This is a genomic window from Paenibacillus sp. FSL M7-1455 (genome assembly GCF_038004655.1).
Lineage (GTDB): Bacteria > Bacillota > Bacilli > Paenibacillales > Paenibacillaceae > Paenibacillus_AQ > Paenibacillus_AQ cookii.
The window spans coordinates 1,440,888-1,459,564 of the sequence record NZ_JBBORO010000001.1 but is presented as its reverse complement, the minus strand read 5'-3'; the positions used below and the strand labels follow the sequence as shown (position 1 = coordinate 1,459,564).

19 protein-coding genes are annotated in these 18,677 nt (G+C 54.1%); 8 read left to right on the top strand and 11 right to left on the bottom strand.

Going from position 1 to position 18,677, the window contains the following annotated elements; genetic code table 11:
* Window positions 1-92: 92 nt before the first annotated feature.
* On the bottom strand, window positions 93-920 hold the full coding sequence (locus NYE48_RS06800) for an undecaprenyl-diphosphate phosphatase (RefSeq protein ID WP_339321845.1): 828 nt from the start codon (window positions 918-920) through the stop codon (window positions 93-95).
* 21 nt (window positions 921-941) lie between these two features.
* Window positions 942-2,378, bottom strand: a complete 1,437-nt coding sequence (locus NYE48_RS06795) for a bifunctional metallophosphatase/5'-nucleotidase (protein WP_340997641.1) — start codon at window positions 2,376-2,378, stop codon at window positions 942-944.
* 136 nt (window positions 2,379-2,514) lie between these two features.
* Here NYE48_RS06795 and NYE48_RS06790 point away from each other — a divergent pair, with 136 nt between their 5' ends.
* Window positions 2,515-3,237 carry a molybdenum cofactor biosynthesis protein MoaE gene (locus NYE48_RS06790; RefSeq protein ID WP_340997639.1) on the top strand — a complete coding sequence of 241 codons (723 nt, stop codon included), beginning with the start codon at window positions 2,515-2,517 and terminating at the stop codon, window positions 3,235-3,237.
* A gap of 92 nt (window positions 3,238-3,329) precedes the next feature.
* Entirely contained in the window at window positions 3,330-4,379 is a 1,050-nt protein-coding gene (locus NYE48_RS06785; RefSeq protein ID WP_340997638.1) for an HD-GYP domain-containing protein, read from the top strand.
* A 180-nt stretch (window positions 4,380-4,559) separates the two neighbouring features.
* On the opposite strand, the gene sufB is transcribed toward NYE48_RS06785, so the two are convergent.
* The 6 genes from sufB to NYE48_RS06755 all read right to left on the bottom strand — a co-directional run bounded on the left by sufB (window position 4,560) and on the right by NYE48_RS06755 (window position 10,598).
* On the bottom strand, window positions 4,560-5,957 hold the full coding sequence (sufB, locus tag NYE48_RS06780) for a Fe-S cluster assembly protein SufB (protein ID WP_212950443.1): 1,398 nt from the start codon (window positions 5,955-5,957) through the stop codon (window positions 4,560-4,562).
* Window positions 5,958-5,978: 21 nt separating this feature from the next.
* Window positions 5,979-6,410 carry a Fe-S cluster assembly sulfur transfer protein SufU gene (gene sufU / locus NYE48_RS06775; RefSeq protein ID WP_036711864.1) on the bottom strand — a complete coding sequence of 144 codons (432 nt, stop codon included), beginning with the start codon at window positions 6,408-6,410 and terminating at the stop codon, window positions 5,979-5,981.
* Window positions 6,410-7,621, bottom strand: coding sequence for a cysteine desulfurase (locus NYE48_RS06770; RefSeq protein WP_212950445.1), 1,212 nt, complete (start codon window positions 7,619-7,621; stop codon window positions 6,410-6,412). The genes sufU and NYE48_RS06770 overlap by 1 nt, the downstream gene beginning before the upstream one ends.
* A complete protein-coding gene (gene sufD, locus NYE48_RS06765) occupies window positions 7,618-8,922 on the bottom strand; it encodes a Fe-S cluster assembly protein SufD (protein WP_036711861.1) in 1,305 nt (434 codons plus the stop codon). Before sufD ends, NYE48_RS06770 begins: the two co-directional genes overlap by 4 nt.
* 22 nt (window positions 8,923-8,944) lie before the next feature.
* Window positions 8,945-9,727, bottom strand: coding sequence for a Fe-S cluster assembly ATPase SufC (gene sufC / locus NYE48_RS06760; RefSeq protein ID WP_212950446.1), 783 nt, complete (start codon window positions 9,725-9,727; stop codon window positions 8,945-8,947).
* Window positions 9,728-10,136: 409 nt separating this feature from the next.
* A complete protein-coding gene (locus NYE48_RS06755) occupies window positions 10,137-10,598 on the bottom strand; it encodes a Dps family protein (RefSeq protein WP_036711892.1) in 462 nt (153 codons plus the stop codon).
* 308 nt (window positions 10,599-10,906) lie between these two features.
* On the opposite strand from NYE48_RS06755, the gene mtnK reads away from it, so the two are divergent.
* Window positions 10,907-12,133 carry an S-methyl-5-thioribose kinase gene (gene mtnK, locus NYE48_RS06750; RefSeq protein ID WP_340997636.1) on the top strand — a complete coding sequence of 409 codons (1,227 nt, stop codon included), beginning with the start codon at window positions 10,907-10,909 and terminating at the stop codon, window positions 12,131-12,133.
* Window positions 12,130-13,209 (top strand): S-methyl-5-thioribose-1-phosphate isomerase, encoded by a 1,080-nt coding sequence (gene mtnA / locus NYE48_RS06745; protein ID WP_340997633.1) that lies wholly within the window; start codon window positions 12,130-12,132, stop codon window positions 13,207-13,209. The genes mtnK and mtnA overlap by 4 nt, the downstream gene beginning before the upstream one ends.
* Before the next feature lie 130 nt (window positions 13,210-13,339).
* On the opposite strand, the gene NYE48_RS06740 is transcribed toward mtnA, so the two are convergent.
* Window positions 13,340-13,642, bottom strand: a complete 303-nt coding sequence (locus NYE48_RS06740) for a YunC family protein (RefSeq protein WP_036711859.1) — start codon at window positions 13,640-13,642, stop codon at window positions 13,340-13,342.
* Window positions 13,643-13,841: 199 nt separating this feature from the next.
* On the opposite strand from NYE48_RS06740, the gene NYE48_RS06735 reads away from it, so the two are divergent.
* Complete coding sequence (locus NYE48_RS06735) at window positions 13,842-14,378, top strand: hypothetical protein (RefSeq protein WP_212950453.1); 537 nt, start codon at window positions 13,842-13,844, stop codon at window positions 14,376-14,378.
* Between the two features lie 55 nt (window positions 14,379-14,433).
* Here the strand turns inward: NYE48_RS06735 and NYE48_RS06730 are convergent, their stop codons facing one another.
* The gene (locus tag NYE48_RS06730; RefSeq protein ID WP_036711853.1) at window positions 14,434-14,814 is read right to left on the bottom strand and encodes a DUF423 domain-containing protein; all 381 of its coding nucleotides are present in this window, start codon (window positions 14,812-14,814) and stop codon (window positions 14,434-14,436) included.
* Window positions 14,815-14,987: 173 nt separating this feature from the next.
* On the opposite strand from NYE48_RS06730, the gene NYE48_RS06725 reads away from it, so the two are divergent.
* Genes NYE48_RS06725 through NYE48_RS06715 form a run of 3 tightly spaced genes read left to right on the top strand, consistent with a single transcriptional unit; the run spans window position 14,988 to window position 17,076 of the window.
* Complete coding sequence (locus NYE48_RS06725; protein ID WP_212950454.1) at window positions 14,988-15,356, top strand: hypothetical protein; 369 nt, start codon at window positions 14,988-14,990, stop codon at window positions 15,354-15,356.
* 5 nt (window positions 15,357-15,361) lie between these two features.
* Window positions 15,362-16,213, top strand: coding sequence for a DegV family protein (locus NYE48_RS06720; RefSeq protein WP_340997630.1), 852 nt, complete (start codon window positions 15,362-15,364; stop codon window positions 16,211-16,213).
* Between the two features lie 11 nt (window positions 16,214-16,224).
* Window positions 16,225-17,076, top strand: coding sequence for a DegV family protein (locus tag NYE48_RS06715; RefSeq protein ID WP_340997629.1), 852 nt, complete (start codon window positions 16,225-16,227; stop codon window positions 17,074-17,076).
* A 335-nt stretch (window positions 17,077-17,411) separates the two neighbouring features.
* Here the strand turns inward: NYE48_RS06715 and NYE48_RS06710 are convergent, their stop codons facing one another.
* Complete coding sequence (locus tag NYE48_RS06710; protein ID WP_340997628.1) at window positions 17,412-18,560, bottom strand: phosphodiester glycosidase family protein; 1,149 nt, start codon at window positions 18,558-18,560, stop codon at window positions 17,412-17,414.
* Window positions 18,561-18,677 lie beyond the last annotated feature (117 nt).

The window sequence follows — 18,677 nt, the reverse complement described above, 5'->3', positions numbered from 1 at the left end:
CGTCATGCCGTTATCCGTAAAAAGTCTCAAACCATGAACACTGATCCCGTTTTTCAGGAAAGCCCATCTTTTGGCCGGGGCAAACTTACGAATCAGCGCATAATGAATAGCCAAAAAACAACCGCCAAAACAAACCGGTACACCGCAAAATGGGTCAGCCGGATTTTCTGGATCAATTTCATGAATGCAAGCACCACGACATACGCAACGACAAAAGCAAGAATGAAGCCGATCGCAAACAAGCCAAGCGTATCTTTGGTCAAATTTTGATAGGAGTCCAGCATTTCGTACCCCGACGCCGCAACCATGATCGGGATCGCGATCAGAAACGAAAAATCGGCGGACGCTTTATAACTGGCACCGGACAGCATGCCGCCGGCGATCGTCGAACCCGAACGCGAAAAGCCCGGCCAAAGCACGGATAAAATTTGATAAATGCCGATCAAAAACACCTGCTTGTAACTGAGGTCATCGATCGTTTCGGCCGTGATCTTCGCCTTGGACTTATTGAACCATTCCGCAAAAATCATGAACACGCCGCCCGCCACGAGCGCCCAAATGACCGTGCTTGCGCTGAACAGGCTTTTGATGAAATCCCTCGCAAAAAACGCGACGATCAGCGCGGGAGCGATGCCGATGATGACATGCAGCAGGTTCAGCTTTTTCCCTGGAGCCATGCGGTGGCCGCCGGAATCGATTTTCTTAATCCCCAGCAGGTCGAGGATCCGGCGCCAGTATACGAGCGCGATGGCCAGAATCGCCCCCAGCTGGATCACGACCTCGAACGTTTTCATCGTAGGATCCTGATCGTTGTAGCCGAGCAGCTTCGAAGCGAGAATCATATGACCGGTCGAAGAAACGGGAATGAATTCCGTAATGCCTTCCACAATTCCCAGTACGATTGCCGTTATTGTATCCATGGTTTCCTCCCCAAGGAAATTTTAATGGCGCTGTGCCCATCTGCGTCTTTCGCTTTCCGCAAGGCTTCCCGGACGGACCAGCTCGAAGCGCAGCAGATCCCGAAGAAATTCGGGCAGCAAAAATTGCGGGTCGCTCCCTAATGCAAGCGATTCGTAGCCGATGCCGAACGTGAACATGTCAAGCGTTCCGACCTCGTATTCCTGCTCGTCCAGCAGTTTCTCCCCCATATGCGTAATTTCGACAATCCTATCATAAGGGATTCGGACCGGATCATACAAGACTTCCAGACCATCTACCGCCACATTTCCCAAAATCTCCCCCCGGAAGCCGAAGCCCTTGATCTCCCTGCCCCAAAAATCGGGCAGCAGGCTTTCTTCCAGCGCCTTCCGAATGTCCTTCCCTTTCAGCTTGACGATGCACGCATTGACCGGGGACGGACACAGCGTATGAAGCATTCCGGCGGATATTTCTCCCTCCGGCAGCGGACCGAGCAGCTGGCCCGTGTTGACAATGGAAATGCCGGTACCGGCAAATCTGCGCACGGCCTGTGCCAGCAAGTTCCCGAACGGGGACTCCGACGTATAGTCAAGCGGCAGCTCCCGATCGGTAACGGCGACGGTTTCCTGCAGGTATTCCTCGGCCCGCAGCCGATGCCGGTTCAGCGCGCTGCTGACGGTTTCGTCCAATGCATCGGTATCGACGGGAATGACGCATCCTTCCGCCATACGGAAAGCACCGTCAGGCTGCTGCTCCAAGCGGATTTTGCCGATATAGTCCCCGAACTTCCCTGCCCCGCATATGGCCGTGTTGCCAATCACCAGCGGTTTCTCCAGCAGATGATGCGTGTGCCCGCCAAGGATCGCGTCGATCCCTTGAATCCGCTCCGCCAGCCGCTGATCCGTTGCCAGCCCAAGATGGGACAACACGACGACGATGTCCGATTGGGGCCGGAGCAGCTCGACTTCCCGCCTGATCGCCGCTTCCGGCTCAAGCGCTTGGAAGCCAAGCAGTTCGTAAAAGGCTGAAAACGGCGCCGTCGCTCCCGTAAGGCCGATTTTAACGCCCCCTTTTTCGAGGACGACGTGCTTTTTCATCCATGACGGCGGCTCGCCTGTCGTTTCTTCCAGCAAATTGCAGCAGACCACATCGGCCTGCAGTCCCGAATATACCCGTGCCAAGTCTTCCGGCGTCAGCGTCAAACCTTCGTTGTTTCCGATCGTAATGGCGTCGTACCCGGTCAAATTGAGCAGATCGACGTTCACCCCGCCCATCGTTCCTTCGGTTTCCATCGCCGAGCGGTCCATATGGTCCCCGATGTCCACCAGCAGCAAAGGGCTTCCTTGGGCCTCTTCGCGCTGCCGGGCAATATGCGCCGCGATGGAGCTGACCTTCTCGAAATGACTGTGGATATCGTTCGTGTGCAGAATCGTTATCGTTTTAGGTTCGTTGCGCTTCATAAGCTAAAGTCCTTCCTTTCTCGCGCAGGTGCAAAAGTCGCCGACATCAGCGGGTCTCTAATGGATAAGCATAACATTTTCAATATGGATATGGTATATTGGATAGACATGAACATCAATGGTTGAGGTGAAAATCATGCAACTTCGCATTCAATTATTCGCAGGCCTGGCGGAACGATTGCAGACCCGGGTGCTGGATTACGCCGTCGAACAGCCGGAAATTACCGCGGATCAGCTGAAAATAGAGTTGTCCAAGTCCTTTCCGGAGGCTGCCTCGCAGATCTCCGTTTCTTTTGTGGCCGTAAATCAGGAATATGCTCCAGGGGACTTCCTTATTACGGAAGGTTCCGAAATTGCCCTCATTCCGCCGGTATCCGGCGGCGACGGCCAATCTCCCGTTCGCGCCGCATCCAAGGATGGGCGCTTTTGCATCACGGACCAGCCGTTGTCGGTCGAGGAAGTGACGAGCAAAGTGCTTCATCCGAACCATGGCGCCATCCTCTCTTTCGTCGGGACGACGCGCGAAATGACGGGAGAGCAGCGGACGGTTCATCTGGAATACGAAGCTTACGTCCCCATGGCGCTGTCCCAGCTCGAAGCCATCGGCAAAGATATTGATACCCGGTGGCCCGGAACCTTATGCGCCATTTCCCACCGGATCGGCAAAGTCGACATTAAAGAAACGAGCGTAATCATCGCGATTTCGACAAGCCACCGGGAGGATTGCTACGAAGCGAGCCGGTATGCCATCGAAAAGTTGAAGCAATCGGTCCCGATCTGGAAAAAGGAAATCTGGGACGATGGTTCGGAATGGAAGGGACATCAGCAGGGTCCATGGGACCCGACAGCAAGGCTTTAGATCTAGTATATTGGCATTGTCAATCCATTTTTTTCTTGATATGATAGCAGGTAACAGATGTCGAATTTTGAAGAAATGGAGTGACGTATTGCTTGAAAGTGCATGTCACAGACTTAAAACCGGGCGACCGGCTGGCAGCGGATGCGTTTAGCGCATCGGGACTTCACGTAATGCAAAAAGGAACGCTGTTGATGGACGAAGACATCCGCAAGCTGATGAAGCATGCCGTGGACGACGTCGATATCGAGCCCGCAGCGCATCAGCCCGCGGTCACCCTGATCCACTCCCAACAGATGGAGCTCTTGCAAAAGACAAAGCCCTTCATCGAGCAAGCCGTGGACGGATTCGAGTCGATGTATTTGGAAGCGTTAACTACCGGAAGATTCAACGAAACGATGGTAGACGATATCATGGAGCCCCTCGTCGATCAATTGAAGGAACATACGGACATCGTCTCCCTTATGCTGTGCATTGATCAAAACGACGATTATACATATCATCATTCGATGCAGGTCGGCATTTTATCTTATTATATTGCATCCTGGCTCGGATTTTCCAAAGAAGAAGCCTATGAAGCGGGACGGGCGGGTTATCTTCACGACATCGGCAAATGCCAAATTCCCGGAAGCCTGCTGAACAAGCCGGGCAAACTGACGCCGGAAGAATTCGAGATCATGAAAAAACATACGGTTTACGGGCATGACATTATCCGTAATTCTTCTCCGGACTCCATCCCGGCGCTTGTTGCCCTTCAGCATCACGAACGGGACGATGGCAGCGGTTACCCCCACGCCATCGAAAAAAACGAAATCCATCCGTTTTCGCGAATTACGGCGGTGGCGGACGTATTCAGCGCGATGAGCATGAACCGCGTGTACCAGTCCAAGCAGGAGCTGCTTACCGTCATGCGCGAGCTGCACACCATGAGCTTCGGCAAATTGAGCGCCAACGCCACCCAAGTCTTTATTCGTCATATGCTTCCCAACTTCATCGGCAAAAACGTCCTGCTCTCAACCGGAGAACAAGGCACGATCGTGATGACCAATCCTGCCGATTTTTTCCGGCCGCTGGTGAAAACCGATAACCGCTTCGTGGATTTGTCCCTGCAGCGGGAAATCGGCATCGTTAAGATCTTTCTATAATCATGGCTTAGTCGAAACAAACGCCCGCCCCGGCAGAATTCCGGGGCGGGCGTTTTATATGGGTCGGCGCCACGCGGACGCTTCTGGACATGCGGCTATCCGCTTGCAAAAAAATACGTATCTGCTTCGCCAAACTTGGTTTGGCGAAAGCAGATACGTATTGGCCGACCGGTTCATGAATTAGCCGATCGAACCTTCCATCTCGAATTTGATCAAACGGTTCATTTCGACCGCATATTCCATCGGCAGTTCTTTCGTAAACGGTTCGATGAAGCCCATGACGATCATTTGCGTCGCTTCGGCTTCGCTCAAACCGCGGCTCATCAGGTAGAAGAGCTGATCTTCGGATACCTTCGAAACCGTCGCTTCGTGTTCAAGCACGATATTGTCGTTTTTGATTTCGTTGTACGGAATCGTATCCGACGTGGATTCGTTGTCCAGAATCAGCGTGTCGCATTTGATGTTGGCTTTGGCGCCGTCCGCGTTGCGTCCGAAGGAAGCCAGACCGCGGTAAGTGACCTTGCCGCCGTGTTTGCTGATCGATTTCGATACGATCGTCGAAGTCGTGTCCGGAGCCAGGTGAATCATTTTGGCGCCGGCGTCCTGGTGTTGTCCTTTGCCTGCCACCGCGATCGACAATACCATGCCTTTCGCGCCGCGTCCTTTCAGGAGAACCGCAGGGTATTTCATCGTCAGCTTGGAGCCGATGTTGCCGTCAACCCATTCCATCGTTGCGTTTTCTTCGGCAACGGCACGCTTCGTGACGAGGTTGTAGATGTTTGGCGCCCAGTTTTGGATCGTGGTGTAACGAACGCGCGCATCTTTTTTACAGATGATTTCCACGACCGCGCTGTGCAGCGAGTTGGTGCTGTAGATCGGAGCGGTACAGCCTTCGACGTAGTGCACGAAGCTGCCTTCGTCCGCGATGATCAGCGTCCGTTCGAATTGTCCCATGTTTTCGGAGTTGATCCGGAAGTAGGCCTGCAGCGGAATTTCGCATTTGACGCCTTTTGGAACGTAGATGAAGCTGCCGCCGGACCATACCGCGCTGTTCAAAGCCGCAAATTTGTTGTCGGATGGAGGAACGACGGTGGCAAAATGCTCCCTGAAAATTTCAGGATGCTCTTTCAGCGCCGTATCGGTGTCCATGAAGATGACGCCCTGATCTTCCAGATCCTTTTGCATGTTATGGTATACGACCTCGGACTCGTATTGAGCGGATACGCCGGCGAGGAATTTTTGTTCCGCTTCCGGAATGCCCAGCTTGTCGAACGTTTCTTTGATTTCCGCAGGAACCTCTTCCCACGTTTTTCCTTGTTTCTCGGAAGGTCTCACATAATACTGGATATCATTGAAGTCCAGCTCGTCAAGGTTGCCGCCCCATTTCGGCATCGGCATTTTTTCGAACTGTTCAAGCGACTTCAGACGGAACTCAAGCATCCATTCCGGTTCGTTTTTAATTTTGGAGATCTCGGTGACGATTTCGCGGGTCAACCCTTTACCGGTTTGGAAAACCGCTTTGTGCTCGTCGCGGAACCCGTATTTGTATTCTTCTATTTCAGGGGCCTTTTTAGCCATGGGTATGAACCTCCCTATCAATTAATGGTCGTGCTGCTTCTCGTCGATCCCTTTGCGCAACGCATTCCACGCGAGCGTGGCGCATTTGATGCGGGCCGGGAACTTGTTTACGCCGGACAGGGCTTCAATATCCTCGTAGTCGTCGAAATGGACGTCTTCCCCTTGCATCAGCGCGGAGAACCGGGATGCCAGCTCCCTCGCTTCCTCGACCGTTTTGCCTTTGACGGCTTCGGTCATCATGGAAGCGGAAGACATGCTGATCGAGCAGCCTTCCCCCGTATATCTCGCATCCTGTACGATTCCATCATCCACCTTGAGCTGCAGCGAAATTTTGTCGCCGCAAGTCGGGTTATTCAAATCGACTGTAACGGTTCCGTCTTCGAATTTTCCCCGGTTCCGCGGATTTTTATAGTGGTCCATAATCACGCGCCGGTACAAGTCATCAAGTTGCATTAGCCAAAATACTCCTTTGTCTGGATTAATGCGCTGATCAGACGGTCCACATCTTCCTTCGTATTATACAGATAAAAGCTTGCGCGTGCAGTTGAACTTGCTTCCAGCCAGCGCATCAGCGGCTGGCAGCAGTGATGGCCGGCCCTGATGGCGATGCCGCTGGCATCCAGAACCGTCGCCACGTCATGCGGGTGAACGTCGCCCAGGTTAAACGTGACCAGCCCGACTTTCCGCGCGCGGGGACCGTAAAGCTTCAGTCCTTCAATCTCGGACAGGCGGCCCACCGCGTATTCGGCCAGTTCATGTTCATGGGCCGCAATGGCGTCAAGCCCGATGCTTTCGAGAAAATCGATGGCTGCTCCAAGCCCGACGGCTCCGGCAATGATCGGCGTGCCCCCTTCAAACTTCCAGGGGAGCTCCTTCCACGACGAGTCGTAAAGCCCGACATCGTCGATCATCTCGCCGCCGAATTCGACCGGTTCCATCTTCTCGAGCAGCGCCTGCTTCCCGTACAAAACGCCGATCCCTGTCGGACCGCACATTTTATGGCCGGAAAAAGCATAAAAATCGCAATCCAGGTCCTGCACGTCTACCTTCATATGCGGCGTGCTTTGGGCGCCGTCAACGACCATGACGGCTCCGTGGCGGTGCGCCAGAGCGGCGATTTCCTTGACCGGATTAATGACGCCCATGACGTTGGAGACGTAAGCCATCGTTACGATTTTCGTTTTGTCCGAAACCACCTTCTCGACTTCGGACAAGGTCACTGTACCGTCTTCTTGCAGTTTAACATATTTGAGCACGGCGCCGGTGGCTTTCGCCACCTGCTGCCATGGAATCAGATTGCTGTGATGCTCCATCGGGGTCAGGACGATTTCGTCGCCCTCGGACAAAATGGAGCGTGCGTAAGACGAAGCCACCATGTTCAGGGCTGTCGTCGTCCCGCGCGTAAACACGATTTCCTTCGTGCTCTTGGCATGAATGAATTTAGCCACTTTCTCGCGTGCGCCTTCATAAGCATCGGTAGCACGGCTGCCGAGCGTATGCACGCCCCGGTGAACGTTCGCATTATCGTATTCGTAATAATGCCGCAGCGCTTCGATGACGGCCAGCGGCTTCTGGGAAGTCGCCGCGCTGTCCAGGTAAACCAATGGATGGCCGTTAATCTCCTGCTTCAGAATCGGGAACTGCTCGCGAATGGCGTTATTCATTGTCCCAACTTCCTTTCGATGACCGTTTGCAGCTGTTTCTGCAAGCTTTCCATCGGAATTTGGGATACGACAGGCGCCAGGAATCCGTAGATAATGAGGGATTCGGCAACCTCGCGGGAAATGCCGCGGGACATCAGGTAATAAATTTGCTCCTGGTTGACTTGGCCAACCGAAGCCGCGTGGCCTGCTTTAACGTCATCTTCGTCGATCAGCAGGATCGGGTTCGCGTCCCCGCGGGCTTTCGGGCTCAGCATGAGCACTTTTTCCGTTTGCTGTCCGTCGGATTTCGTTGCGCCTTTTTCGATCTTCGTAATCCCGTTGATGATTGCCGTTGCTTCCTCGCGCATCACCGCGCGGGTAATCATTTGGCTTTCGGAAGATTTGCCGAAGTGGTTGGCGCGGGTCGTGTAGTTCAGCTTCTGGGAACCGGAACCGACCGCGATGACTTTCGAGTCGGACGTCGATCCGTTTCCTTTCAGCACCGAATACGTATCGCTCACCGTGTCGCCGCTGTTCATTTCGCCGACGATCCATTCCATCGATGCGTCATTGTCGATGATCGCGCGGCGGTAGCTCAGATCCGTGACGTTGGTTCCCATTTGGTGAATGGTTGCATACCGGACCTTCGCTCCCTGCTTGGCGAACACTTCGACGGCGCCGTTATGGGTAACCGCCTGGCTGCCTTCGCCGGAAACGTAATTGTCCACGTAGGTTACCGAGCTGTTGACGTCGGCAATGATCAACACATGCGGAGCAAACGTCGCTTCGCCGTCGTCCGTAAGCAATACGGCCTGCAGCGGCACCGTGACCTCCACGTTTTTAGGAACGTAAACGAACACGCCCCCGTTCCATATCGCGGCATGAAGCGCCGCTACGGAGTTTTCGTCCGCTTTGACCGCCGTATGCAGGTGGGCTTTGACCAGATCCCCATGCTCTTTCGCGGCGGTTTGCAAATCCGTAAAAATAACGCCTTTTTCAGCCAGCTCCGGTGCAAGCTTCGAATATACGACGCTGGAATTGCGCTGAATCAGCAAACTTCCGGACTCCTGATCCTGGATCAGCTCTTGAATGGATGCCGGAACCTCCGCCAGCGATGCGATGCCCGCATCCGCTTTATAGCTTCCGTAATTTTGAATGTCCCAACGCTCGATTCTCATTTTCTCGAGTTTGGGCAATTCAAGGCTCGCGGCAAGCTCCAAAGCCTTCAGACGGTTTTCCGTTAGCCAAGCCGGTTCTTGTCTCTGTTTGGACAGTTGACCAAGGCTCTCAGCGTTTACCGGAAGAATCGTTTGTGTTGTCATTTCGGTTTCCTCCTTCCGTTGTTTACGCTTCTTGTCCTACGGTCTCGTCTTCGATGCCCAGTTCTTCCTTCACCCAATCGTAACCTTCCGCTTCCAGGCGTTCGGCCAGCTCAGGACCGCCGGATTTCACGATGCGGCCTTGCATCATGACATGGACGAAGTCCGGTTTGATGTAGTTAAGCAGGCGTTGATAGTGGGTAATGATCAAGAAGCCGCGGTCTTCGCTGCGCATCGCGTTGACGCCGTTGGCAACGATTTTGAGGGCGTCGATATCCAGGCCCGAGTCGATTTCGTCCAAAATGACGATGCTTGGTTCGATCATCATCATTTGCAAAATTTCGTTCCGTTTCTTTTCGCCGCCGGAGAAACCTTCATTGAGGTAGCGGTGCGCGAATTCCGGATTCATGTCGAGTTCTTTCATTTTTGCTTCCAATTGGCGGATAAAACGGATCAGGGAAATTTCCTGACCTTCTTCACGGCGGGCGTTAATGGCACTGCGCAAAAAGTCGGAGTTTGTCACGCCCGTAATTTCGCTCGGGTACTGCATTGCAAGGAACAGACCTGCGCGTGCGCGCTCGTCGACTCCCATTTCGAGCAAGTCTTCGCCGTTCAGCGTAGCGCTGCCCTCGGTAACTTCGTATTTAGGATGCCCCATCAGAGCGGAAGCCAGGGTACTTTTACCGGTACCGTTCGGACCCATGATGGCGTGGATTTCTCCGCCTTTCATTTCCAGGTTGATGCCTTTCAGGATTTCCTTGCCTTCAATTTCCGCTTTAAGGCCTTGAATCGAAAAGTGAGTAGCCATGTACGTTATTCCCTCCGTTATTGTGTTTTACCGAAATCAGACAGTCTATTTAAACAGGGATGACCTACCCTGATTTCAAGCAATCATAATTATCAATTTAAAATGAATCTAAACTGATTCTCACTGATTATCAACAATTTTATAATAAATACAGTTCCATATCAACCTTCATAGGCCGATTGTTTCCGAAATAATCGCAAAAGCAGGCCCGGCCTACACAGCCAAGCCTGCTTTCGTATACGCGAAACTTAAGGCAAAACGCCCTCCCCAGCCGGGACCGCGGCTCTTGCCGCGGCAGGACGAAGCCGCTTGAAATATTCCGGACGCGCACCGCCGCAACGCTCCTTAATTAAATAAGGAAGTTTTTCGTCGCGCCCGGAAACGTTCCGTTTGCGGCCTTCTTTCAACCTTATCCCAGGTAAGAACGCAGCATCCACATATGCTTCTCCAGATCGTTTTTGATTTTGATGAACAAGTCTCCGGTCGGCTCGTCTCCCGTTTCGTCCGCGATCCGGATGCCCTCCTGCAGTTCTTCGGACACCGTGGCGAAATCCTCGATCAGGGTCTGCACCATTTTGCGGGCGTCCTCTTTGCCCGATGCCTCCTGGATCGTCGCCAGCTCCAAATATTCCTTCATCGTGGCGGCCGGGCTTCCTTTAATGGTTAAAAGTCGCTCGGCAACCTCGTCCATTTTGAGCGTAATGTCGTCGTACAGCTCTTCGAACTTCGCATGCAGCGTAAAGAAATGCTCGCCTTTGACGTACCAGTGGTAATTATGGATTTTGACGTACAGGACGTTCAGGTTCGCGACCTCCTGGTTCAATAGTTGCTCCAGCGTCGTCGTTTTCGTTTTTGCGGTTGTTTTAGCCATGTCATATCCCTGCCTTTTCATGAATATAATCGGCCCTGCGCCGGGCGCGCAAAAGCCGTTTGCATTCTGCATGTCATCGGCTTCGGGCAGCGCTCTGCCGCTTGTCCGCCTTTGTTCATATATTACCCTGCTGCTCCCTACATGAAACAAAAACGCCCCATCTTTCGCATGGAAATCTGTGCAAGCAAAAAAATGGTTCAAAAACCTGCCGTTATCCGATATACTGAATAATAATTTACAATACCAAGCGATTAAGTTGGAATTATATTCGGTTTATGCGGTTCTTTACTTAGCGGAGGTGACTTTTAGTGTCCACTTATCATCCACTCACGATCGAAGAAGCGATCTCTTTTGCCCGCGGCATTCCGGGTCATTTCCCTGCAGATGCCGCGCTCGCCTGCGAGGAAATCGGCGACGGCAATTTGAATCTGGTGTTCCATATCACCGACCAAAACGACGGCAAAAGCCTCATTATCAAACAAGCGCTGCCTTATGCGAAAGTCGTCGGCGAATCTTGGCCCCTGTCCCTGGACCGCGCAAGAATCGAACGGGAAGCCCTTCAGCTTCAGTACCGGCTTTGCCCCGGCCTCGCCCCGGAAGTGTATGCTTACGACGATCGCCTCGCCATCACCGTCATGGAAGATTTAAGCGACCATACGATCATGCGCAAAGGCCTCATCGATGGCGTCGCATATCCGCTTTTTGCGGAGCATATCGGGGAGTTCCTGGCGAGAACGCTGTTTTTCACGTCGGACTTGGCCATGAACCCGCAGGAGAAAAAGGAGCAGGTCAGAAAATTCATCAATCCCGATTTGTGCAAAATTACCGAGGATTTGATTTTCGAAGATCCGTACAAGCTGTCCGCCAACAACAACTACCCGGAATACCTTGAGGACGAAGCCCGGAGCCTTCGCGAAGACGCGGCCCTCCATCTTGAAGTGGCGCTGCTGCGCGAAGCCTTCCTGACCCGCGCGGAAGCGCTGCTGCACGGCGACCTGCACACCGGAAGCATTTTCGCGACGCCGGAGTCGACGAAAGTCATCGATCCCGAATTTGCATATTACGGGCCGATGGGCTTCGACGTCGGGGCCGTCATCGCCAACCTGTTGCTGAATTACGCTTCCCGCCCCGGATGGACGAAAGACCCGGCCTCCCGCCGGGAAACGGAGCAGCGGCTGCTTTCGATGGTGTCGGATATCTGGCAAGAGTTCGAAACCCGCTTCCGCAAACTATGGGACGAAGAAGCCAAAGATCCGATGGCGGGATCCCCCGGTTACCAGGACGTATACGTCGCCAAGGTTTTGCGGGATACGGCCGGCTTCGCCGGCTGCAAAATGATCCGCCGGATCGTCGGCCTCTCGCATGTCGCGGACATCGACGCCATCGAAGACGAGCGGCTTCGGGAAGAAGCCCAGCGCAAAGCCCTTGCCATCGGCAAGCATCTCGTGAAAAACCACCGCACCGTGAAGAACGGAGAAGACATTCTGCGGCTCGTGAAACAAGCGGCACAACCATTCGAAGGAGCAATACGATGAGCATCCAGGAATCTACGCAAAAAGATAGATATCAACCGCTGATCTCGGTGATATGGGAAGAGGATTCGCTGAAGCTTTTGGATCAGCGCCTCCTGCCCGAAAACATCATCATGCGAAAACTCGCCACGCCCGAGGAGGTATGGGAAGCCATCCACACCATGGTCGTGCGCGGGGCGCCCGCGATCGGCATCGCGGCCGCCTACGGCGTCGTCCTCGGCGCCAAACGGTACGCAGGCGCGGACAAGCTGGAATGGCTGCAGCATATCCACAAGGTATGCGCCTATCTGGCAACCTCCCGTCCGACGGCCGTGAACCTGTTCTGGGCGCTGGACCGGATGAAGGAAAAGGCCTCCCGCCTTGCCGCTTCCGAGGACGGGATCGCCGGCTTCCCGGATGCCCTTCTCGCCGAAGCGGCGTCGATCCAAGCCGAAGACGAGGACGTCTGCCGCCGGATCGGCGAGCACGCGCTGCCGCTGTTTTCGGACGGCATGGGCGTCCTGACGCATTGCAATGCGGGCGGCCTCGCGACGGCCAAATACGGAACCGCGACCGCCCCCATGTATCTCGCCCATGAAAAAGGCATGAAGCTGAAGGTGTTCGCGGACGAAACCCGCCCCGTGCTCCAAGGCGCGCGCCTCACCGCCTTCGAGCTGCAGCATGCGGGCATCGACGTCACGCTGCTTTGCGACAACATGGCCGGCATGGTCATGTCCAAAGGCTGGGTGCAGGCGGTGATCGTCGGCACCGACCGCGTCGCGGCCAACGGCGACGTGGCGAACAAAATCGGCACCTACAGCCTCGCCGTTCTGGCCAAAGCGCACGGCATTCCTTTTTACGTGGCTTGTCCGCTGTCAACGATCGACCTGAATACCGAATCGGGCGACCTGATTCCGATCGAGGAACGGCCGGAGCATGAAATTACGGAAGGTTTCGGCAAAAGAACGGCTCCCAACGGCATCAAAGTCTATAATCCGGCATTCGACGTGACGCCAAACGAATACGTCACCGCCATCATAACGGAAAAAGGCATCGTCCGCGCACCCTACCGTGAACATCTGGCGGCGCTCTTCCGCTAGAGGCGGCACGCAAACGATTTTTACCAAATCCCATAATGCCAAAAACGAAACCAGCCCTGGCGGGCTGGTTTTTTCGCCGCACTTTTAATCAGCCAGCTTCATGAAAATCTATGACCATTGAACCAGTCGTCTATAGCATTTTAAGAAGCGCTTCATGTCCGGGCATGCCCGGAACGATACCCAGGGCGGCTGCTTCCGACGTGACGGATTCGAGCGGCGATTCCAGCAGCTCCTTCAACGTCCGGACGCCCACCGCTCTTCCCGCAATGATCTTGCGGTCGCCCAGGCGATCATTTAAAAGTCCGATGTCGAGCGCCCCGCACATGATGTAACCGCGCGAGGTGCTGATCGTCAGCAGGGTCGTTTTGGGGAGCTTGACTTCCACTCCGACAAGGGTGTGACCACCGACCGAAATAGGCTCCATCGTCACCATAGGCTCACACCTCCCTAATAGGATAAATGCTCAAATTATGTGTATTCCCGCAAGGCGCTTCCCGTGTAGGCGACCTTCCCGCCGGCTAGGAATAAAGTTACGCACGCATCGGACATTAGGACTATTCACATTTACGTGTTCATGATATGATTTATTCAGTTTCATACATATTTTTCACATGGTATAGGCTGGGGGAATTATGGAGAATAAACAAAATGTTGAAGAGTCAGGGTATTTGTTTAATGTCGATATCCTGGTCAAAGGCCGCTCGAATGCGCTTGCATTGCAGGCGATGATCGAAATGTTTAACCAATGCGAAAGCATCGCGGACTTCCGGATCAAATCCGGAATGGAGCTTGGCCAGCTGATCGATTCGATGCTTCGGGACAAACGGAAATCCCTTGTTCACAAGTCAGGCGCTTCCGCAGATTTGCCTGTGCCTGACAACAACCGCACTCAAAAAGCAAAGACCGGACAACCGGCGACCAGCCCCAGCTCCCCCGCTGAGAAAAAAACGATTTCCGCGGATTACGGCTCCCAGCTGTATGAATGGATCACGGAATGCATCCGCGACAACCGGCTGACCCGGCTGACGATCAGCCGCGGCGGCACACGGAACAGTATGCCGTGCCGCATATTGAATTTCGACGAAACCAATCAGCTGCTTAACGTCTACCACGTCGACGAGAAGCAGGTCTATTCGTTTAAGCTTAGCGAAATCATTGAGGTCGTCTAATACGAGCAAAGCCCTTGTCCTCCTGTGAACAGGAAGCGCAAGGGCTTTCTTAGTCTTATCGTTTCTTTCGCGACGCCGCATCGGCGATCAGGCATATCCATCCGGCGATGAACGCCACGCCGCCGATCGGCGTAATCGCCCCAAGCTGCTTGATCCCGGTAACGGTCAGCACGTACAAGCTGCCGGAAAAAAGAATGATGCCCGCAAACAAAAGCCAGCCGGCCCAGGCCAATTTTCGCGAATCCCCCCAGATGCCGGCCGCTACCGCGATCAAAATGATGCCAAGCGCATGCGCCATATGGTATTGAACCCCGGTTTCATAAACTTTCATCGCATCTTCGCCGACGATCGGTTCCAGCAAATGGGCACCGAAAGCGCCGATCGCCACGGAGAGCATGGCCATGATCGCGCCGATGATCATAAACTTGCGCTGCATGTGTCGTCTCCACTCCTTCGCTTAGGTTTTGCAGTCTGTCATCATATTACCCGATCCGGTATGCCTTTTCCACCGCTTCCCCGCGCCGAAAGCCTTCGCCCGTCTTGATTTTTGCTTGATAATATGGAAGAGTAAGAAGCATACATATCTATTCACTTAAGGAGAGAAAGAACATGGAACCACACCAGCATCCGCTCCGGCATAAACGGCACTCCGGTCCCGGAATCGCCTCGTTTATCATCAGCCTCGTGTCCATGCTGGCCTATATCATTAGCGTTGGCGCGATGGGGGCCGTTTTCGCCCAAGGCCTCGAGACCGACAGTTCCTGGACCCAGAGTTCGACCACGGGCGTCACGGTCATCACCATGATCCTGATCGGCCTGTTCGCCGCGAATGTCATCGGCGTCATTTTGGGCATCGTCGGGACGATTCTCCGGAACCGCAAAAAAATCTTTGCCGTATTGGGGCTCTCCCTGAACGCCATTATCATTTTCAGTTTTGGCCTGATGTTTGTCGTACTCATGCTAAGAGCAGGAAGGTGACCGAAATGACGAAAGTTAAAATTTTTGCCGACAGCACTTGCGACCTGCCCCGGGAGTGGATCCGGGACTACGGGATCGGCCTGATTCCGCTTTATGTCACGTTCGGGGACAAGACCTACAGGGATGGCGTGGACATTAGCGTGGCCGAGCTTTACGCCGAAGTGGACAAAACAGGCAGCTTGCCGAAAACCGCCGCTCCGTCGCCGTCGGACTTCATCCAGGCGTTTACGCCGGACATCGAGGAAGGCCGGGACATCGTGTATATCAGCCTTTCGTCGGAACTGTCCTCCACGTATCAAAACGCGGTGATCGCCGCGGGCGAATTTCCCGACGGAAGGGTGACGGTGGTTGACTCATTAAACCTGTCCACGGGAATCGGGCTTCAGGTGATGAAGGCGGTCAAAGCGGCCGAAGCGGGAAAAAGCGCGCGGGACATCGCCGAATTGGTGCAAAGCGTCAGACCGCTTGTCGAAACCGAATTCGTGATCGATTCGCTGGATTATTTGTATAAGGGCGGAAGATGCTCCGGCATGCAGAATCTCGTCGGCAGCCTGCTGAAAATCCGTCCGGTCATCAAGGTCATCGACGGAAAAATGACCCCGGCCTACAAAGTCCGCGGCAAACGGGAAAAAGCGCTGGAGCAGCTGCTGACTAACGCCCTGGCCAACCGGGACCGGATCGATCAAGATCTCATTTTCGTTACCCATTCGATGGCGGAGGAAGACGCCCGGGAGCTCAAACGGATGCTTGAGGAGCGTACCGGCGCCCGCGAAGTCGCCATCTCCGATGCCGGCTGCGTCATTTCCTCCCACTGCGGGGCCAAAACGATCGGGATTTTATATGTAAAGAAAAACTAAGGGAGATGTTCATGTCTAACATCAAAATTTTTACCGACAGCACGAGCGACCTGCCGAAAGCGTGGGTCCAGCAATACGACATCGGAATCATTCCGCTCTATGTCGTTTTCGGGAACGAGCAGCTCCGGGACGGGGTGGACATTACGCCGGCCGAACTGTATGAGCGGGTGTCACGGGGCGGAAGCCTGCCGAAGACGGCCGCCCCTTCTCCTGCGGATTTCATGGCTGCATTCGAGCCGCATGTCAACCAAGGGGAATCGATTTTGTATATCAGCTTGTCCTCCGCATTATCGGCGACCTATCAGAACGCTTTGATCGCGGCGAGCGAATTTCCGGAAGCTTCGATCCGCGTCGTGGACTCGTTGAACCTTTCCAGCGCGATCGGCCTCCTGGTCATGAAAGCGGTGTTTGCCGCCCGGAAGGGAAAAAGCCTCGACGAGGTCGTAAAGCTGCTCGAAGCCGTACGGCCCCAGGTGGAATCCGAGTTTGTCATCGACACGCTCGAATATTTGTATAAAGGCGGCCGCTGCTCCGGCGTGCAAAATTTGCTGGGAAGCCTGCTGAACATCCGCCCTGTCATCAAGGTGATTGACGGAAAAATGACCCCCGCCTACAAGGTAAGGGGCAAAAAGGAAAAAGCGACGAATCAAATGCTGCAAAACGCCTTGGAAAAAAGCGGCCTGATGGATAACGACCTGATCGTGGTCGTCCATTCCTTTGCCGAAGACGAAGCGCTCCGGCTGCAAAAGGTGCTCCAGGAAAACACGAACGCCCGCGAAGTGGCGCTTTCCACGGCGGGCTGCGTCATCTCCAGCCACTGCGGCCCGAAAACGATCGGCATCATGTACTCTAAAAAAGCTTAATGCCATCATCTTCCTTTCCTATATTCACGCCAGCATCCACGTCAGCATGACATGGACCTATACGCATACGATAAAAGGACAGCCCTCGGGCTGTCCCAGAGTGTCGAGAAAGTCCAACGGACTTTTCGACACTCTATTTTTTATATGGGGAATCATATCTTTTAAAATAAAAATCGATTTAAAGCGCTCTGAGAACCCTACTTCAGTGACCGACGAGGCAATTTTAAACCCCCTGCAAAAAAACAGGGGGTTTCTCGACAGCCTGGGACAGCCCTCGGGCTGTCCTTTATTTTGCCATTCAACAAAACCAGGCTGGGGCCGCATGCAGCAACGGCTTACTTTTTCCCGGGATCGATGTCCTTCGGATTCAAACCGGCCCAAATGTTCGGGATGTTCGCTTCTTCCGGATGCTCGAACACGAGGAAAGCGGTCGGCAAATACCGCTCCCCGTATTCGGACGAAGGCCGGTTCACGATTTCGTTGTCCTTCACGAGCACCGTCGATGAACCGCCGTCCAGGTTGGCGGCGATCACGGCTCCGCGCTTCAGCATGATTTGCTGCACGTCGTACAAATTCGCGCCGATGCTGTAGGTCGGCTGGCGGCCGTCGATGACGACGAACAGGATGGCACCGTCGGCCCGCTGTCCCATCGCCGTCCGCGGCGCAATGCCCCAACCCTCTTTCGCATTCCGGATCAGCCCTTTGCCGTTGACGATGATCCGCGGCTGAAAGGTTACCGCCTCCTTGATCCCCATGTCGTTCAGCTCTTTCAAGGAATAATGGCCGGCAACCATCTTGCCGTTTTTGTCGATGCCCACGACCTGGGTCGATTTGCTGTTTCCGAGGCCGTTGTAATAAAGCTTGCCCTGGGAAATGACGATCCCGATCGGCTTAAATCCGTTTCCTTTCCAATTCGGATCGGCGAAACCTCCAGCGTTTACGCCGGCAACTGCGCCGGTTCGTTTCACCATGCTCGACACTTTTTCGCCTTTCCCCCGGGCATGCGGCACGCCGAGGCGTATTTTCGTCGGATCGTTGACGGTCATGACGTAGCCGTGGTAGCCTTTGCCGGAAATCTCCTCGATTTCGACTAGCGGCTTTTTATGCACGGCCGCCTCCGGGCTTTCCGAAGAAGCCGGCTCCGGAGCCGGCAGATGGATCTGGTGCGTATCTTTTTCCTCGCCCATCGATTCGAAGCGTTGGTTGTATTCGGCGACCCTCCGATCCAGCTCGGCCTGCCCGATGATATATTTGGCCCAATGCCGATGCTGCGTCGTGATCAGCGTGTCCGCCATCAGGAACCGGTATTCGTTGCCGCTCGGCGTCAAGAATAACCAGCCGGCTCCAAGCGCTCCCGCAATCAGCACGGTCCATACGAAACGGGAAAGGAACCACCCGAACCCTTTTTTGCGTTTTTTGCGCTTTTTATGCTTATAGGATTGTTGTCTGACGGTAGATCTTTTGGGCAATGAAGCTTGGTCCATCGTCTGTGATCCTCCATTTTTCTGCAAGCTTTGAAAATAAGACGTATCCTTTCACTAAAAAGTTACATCTTCCGCCAAGAAAATCTGCAAGAAAAAACCAACCCTTTTTTCAGGATT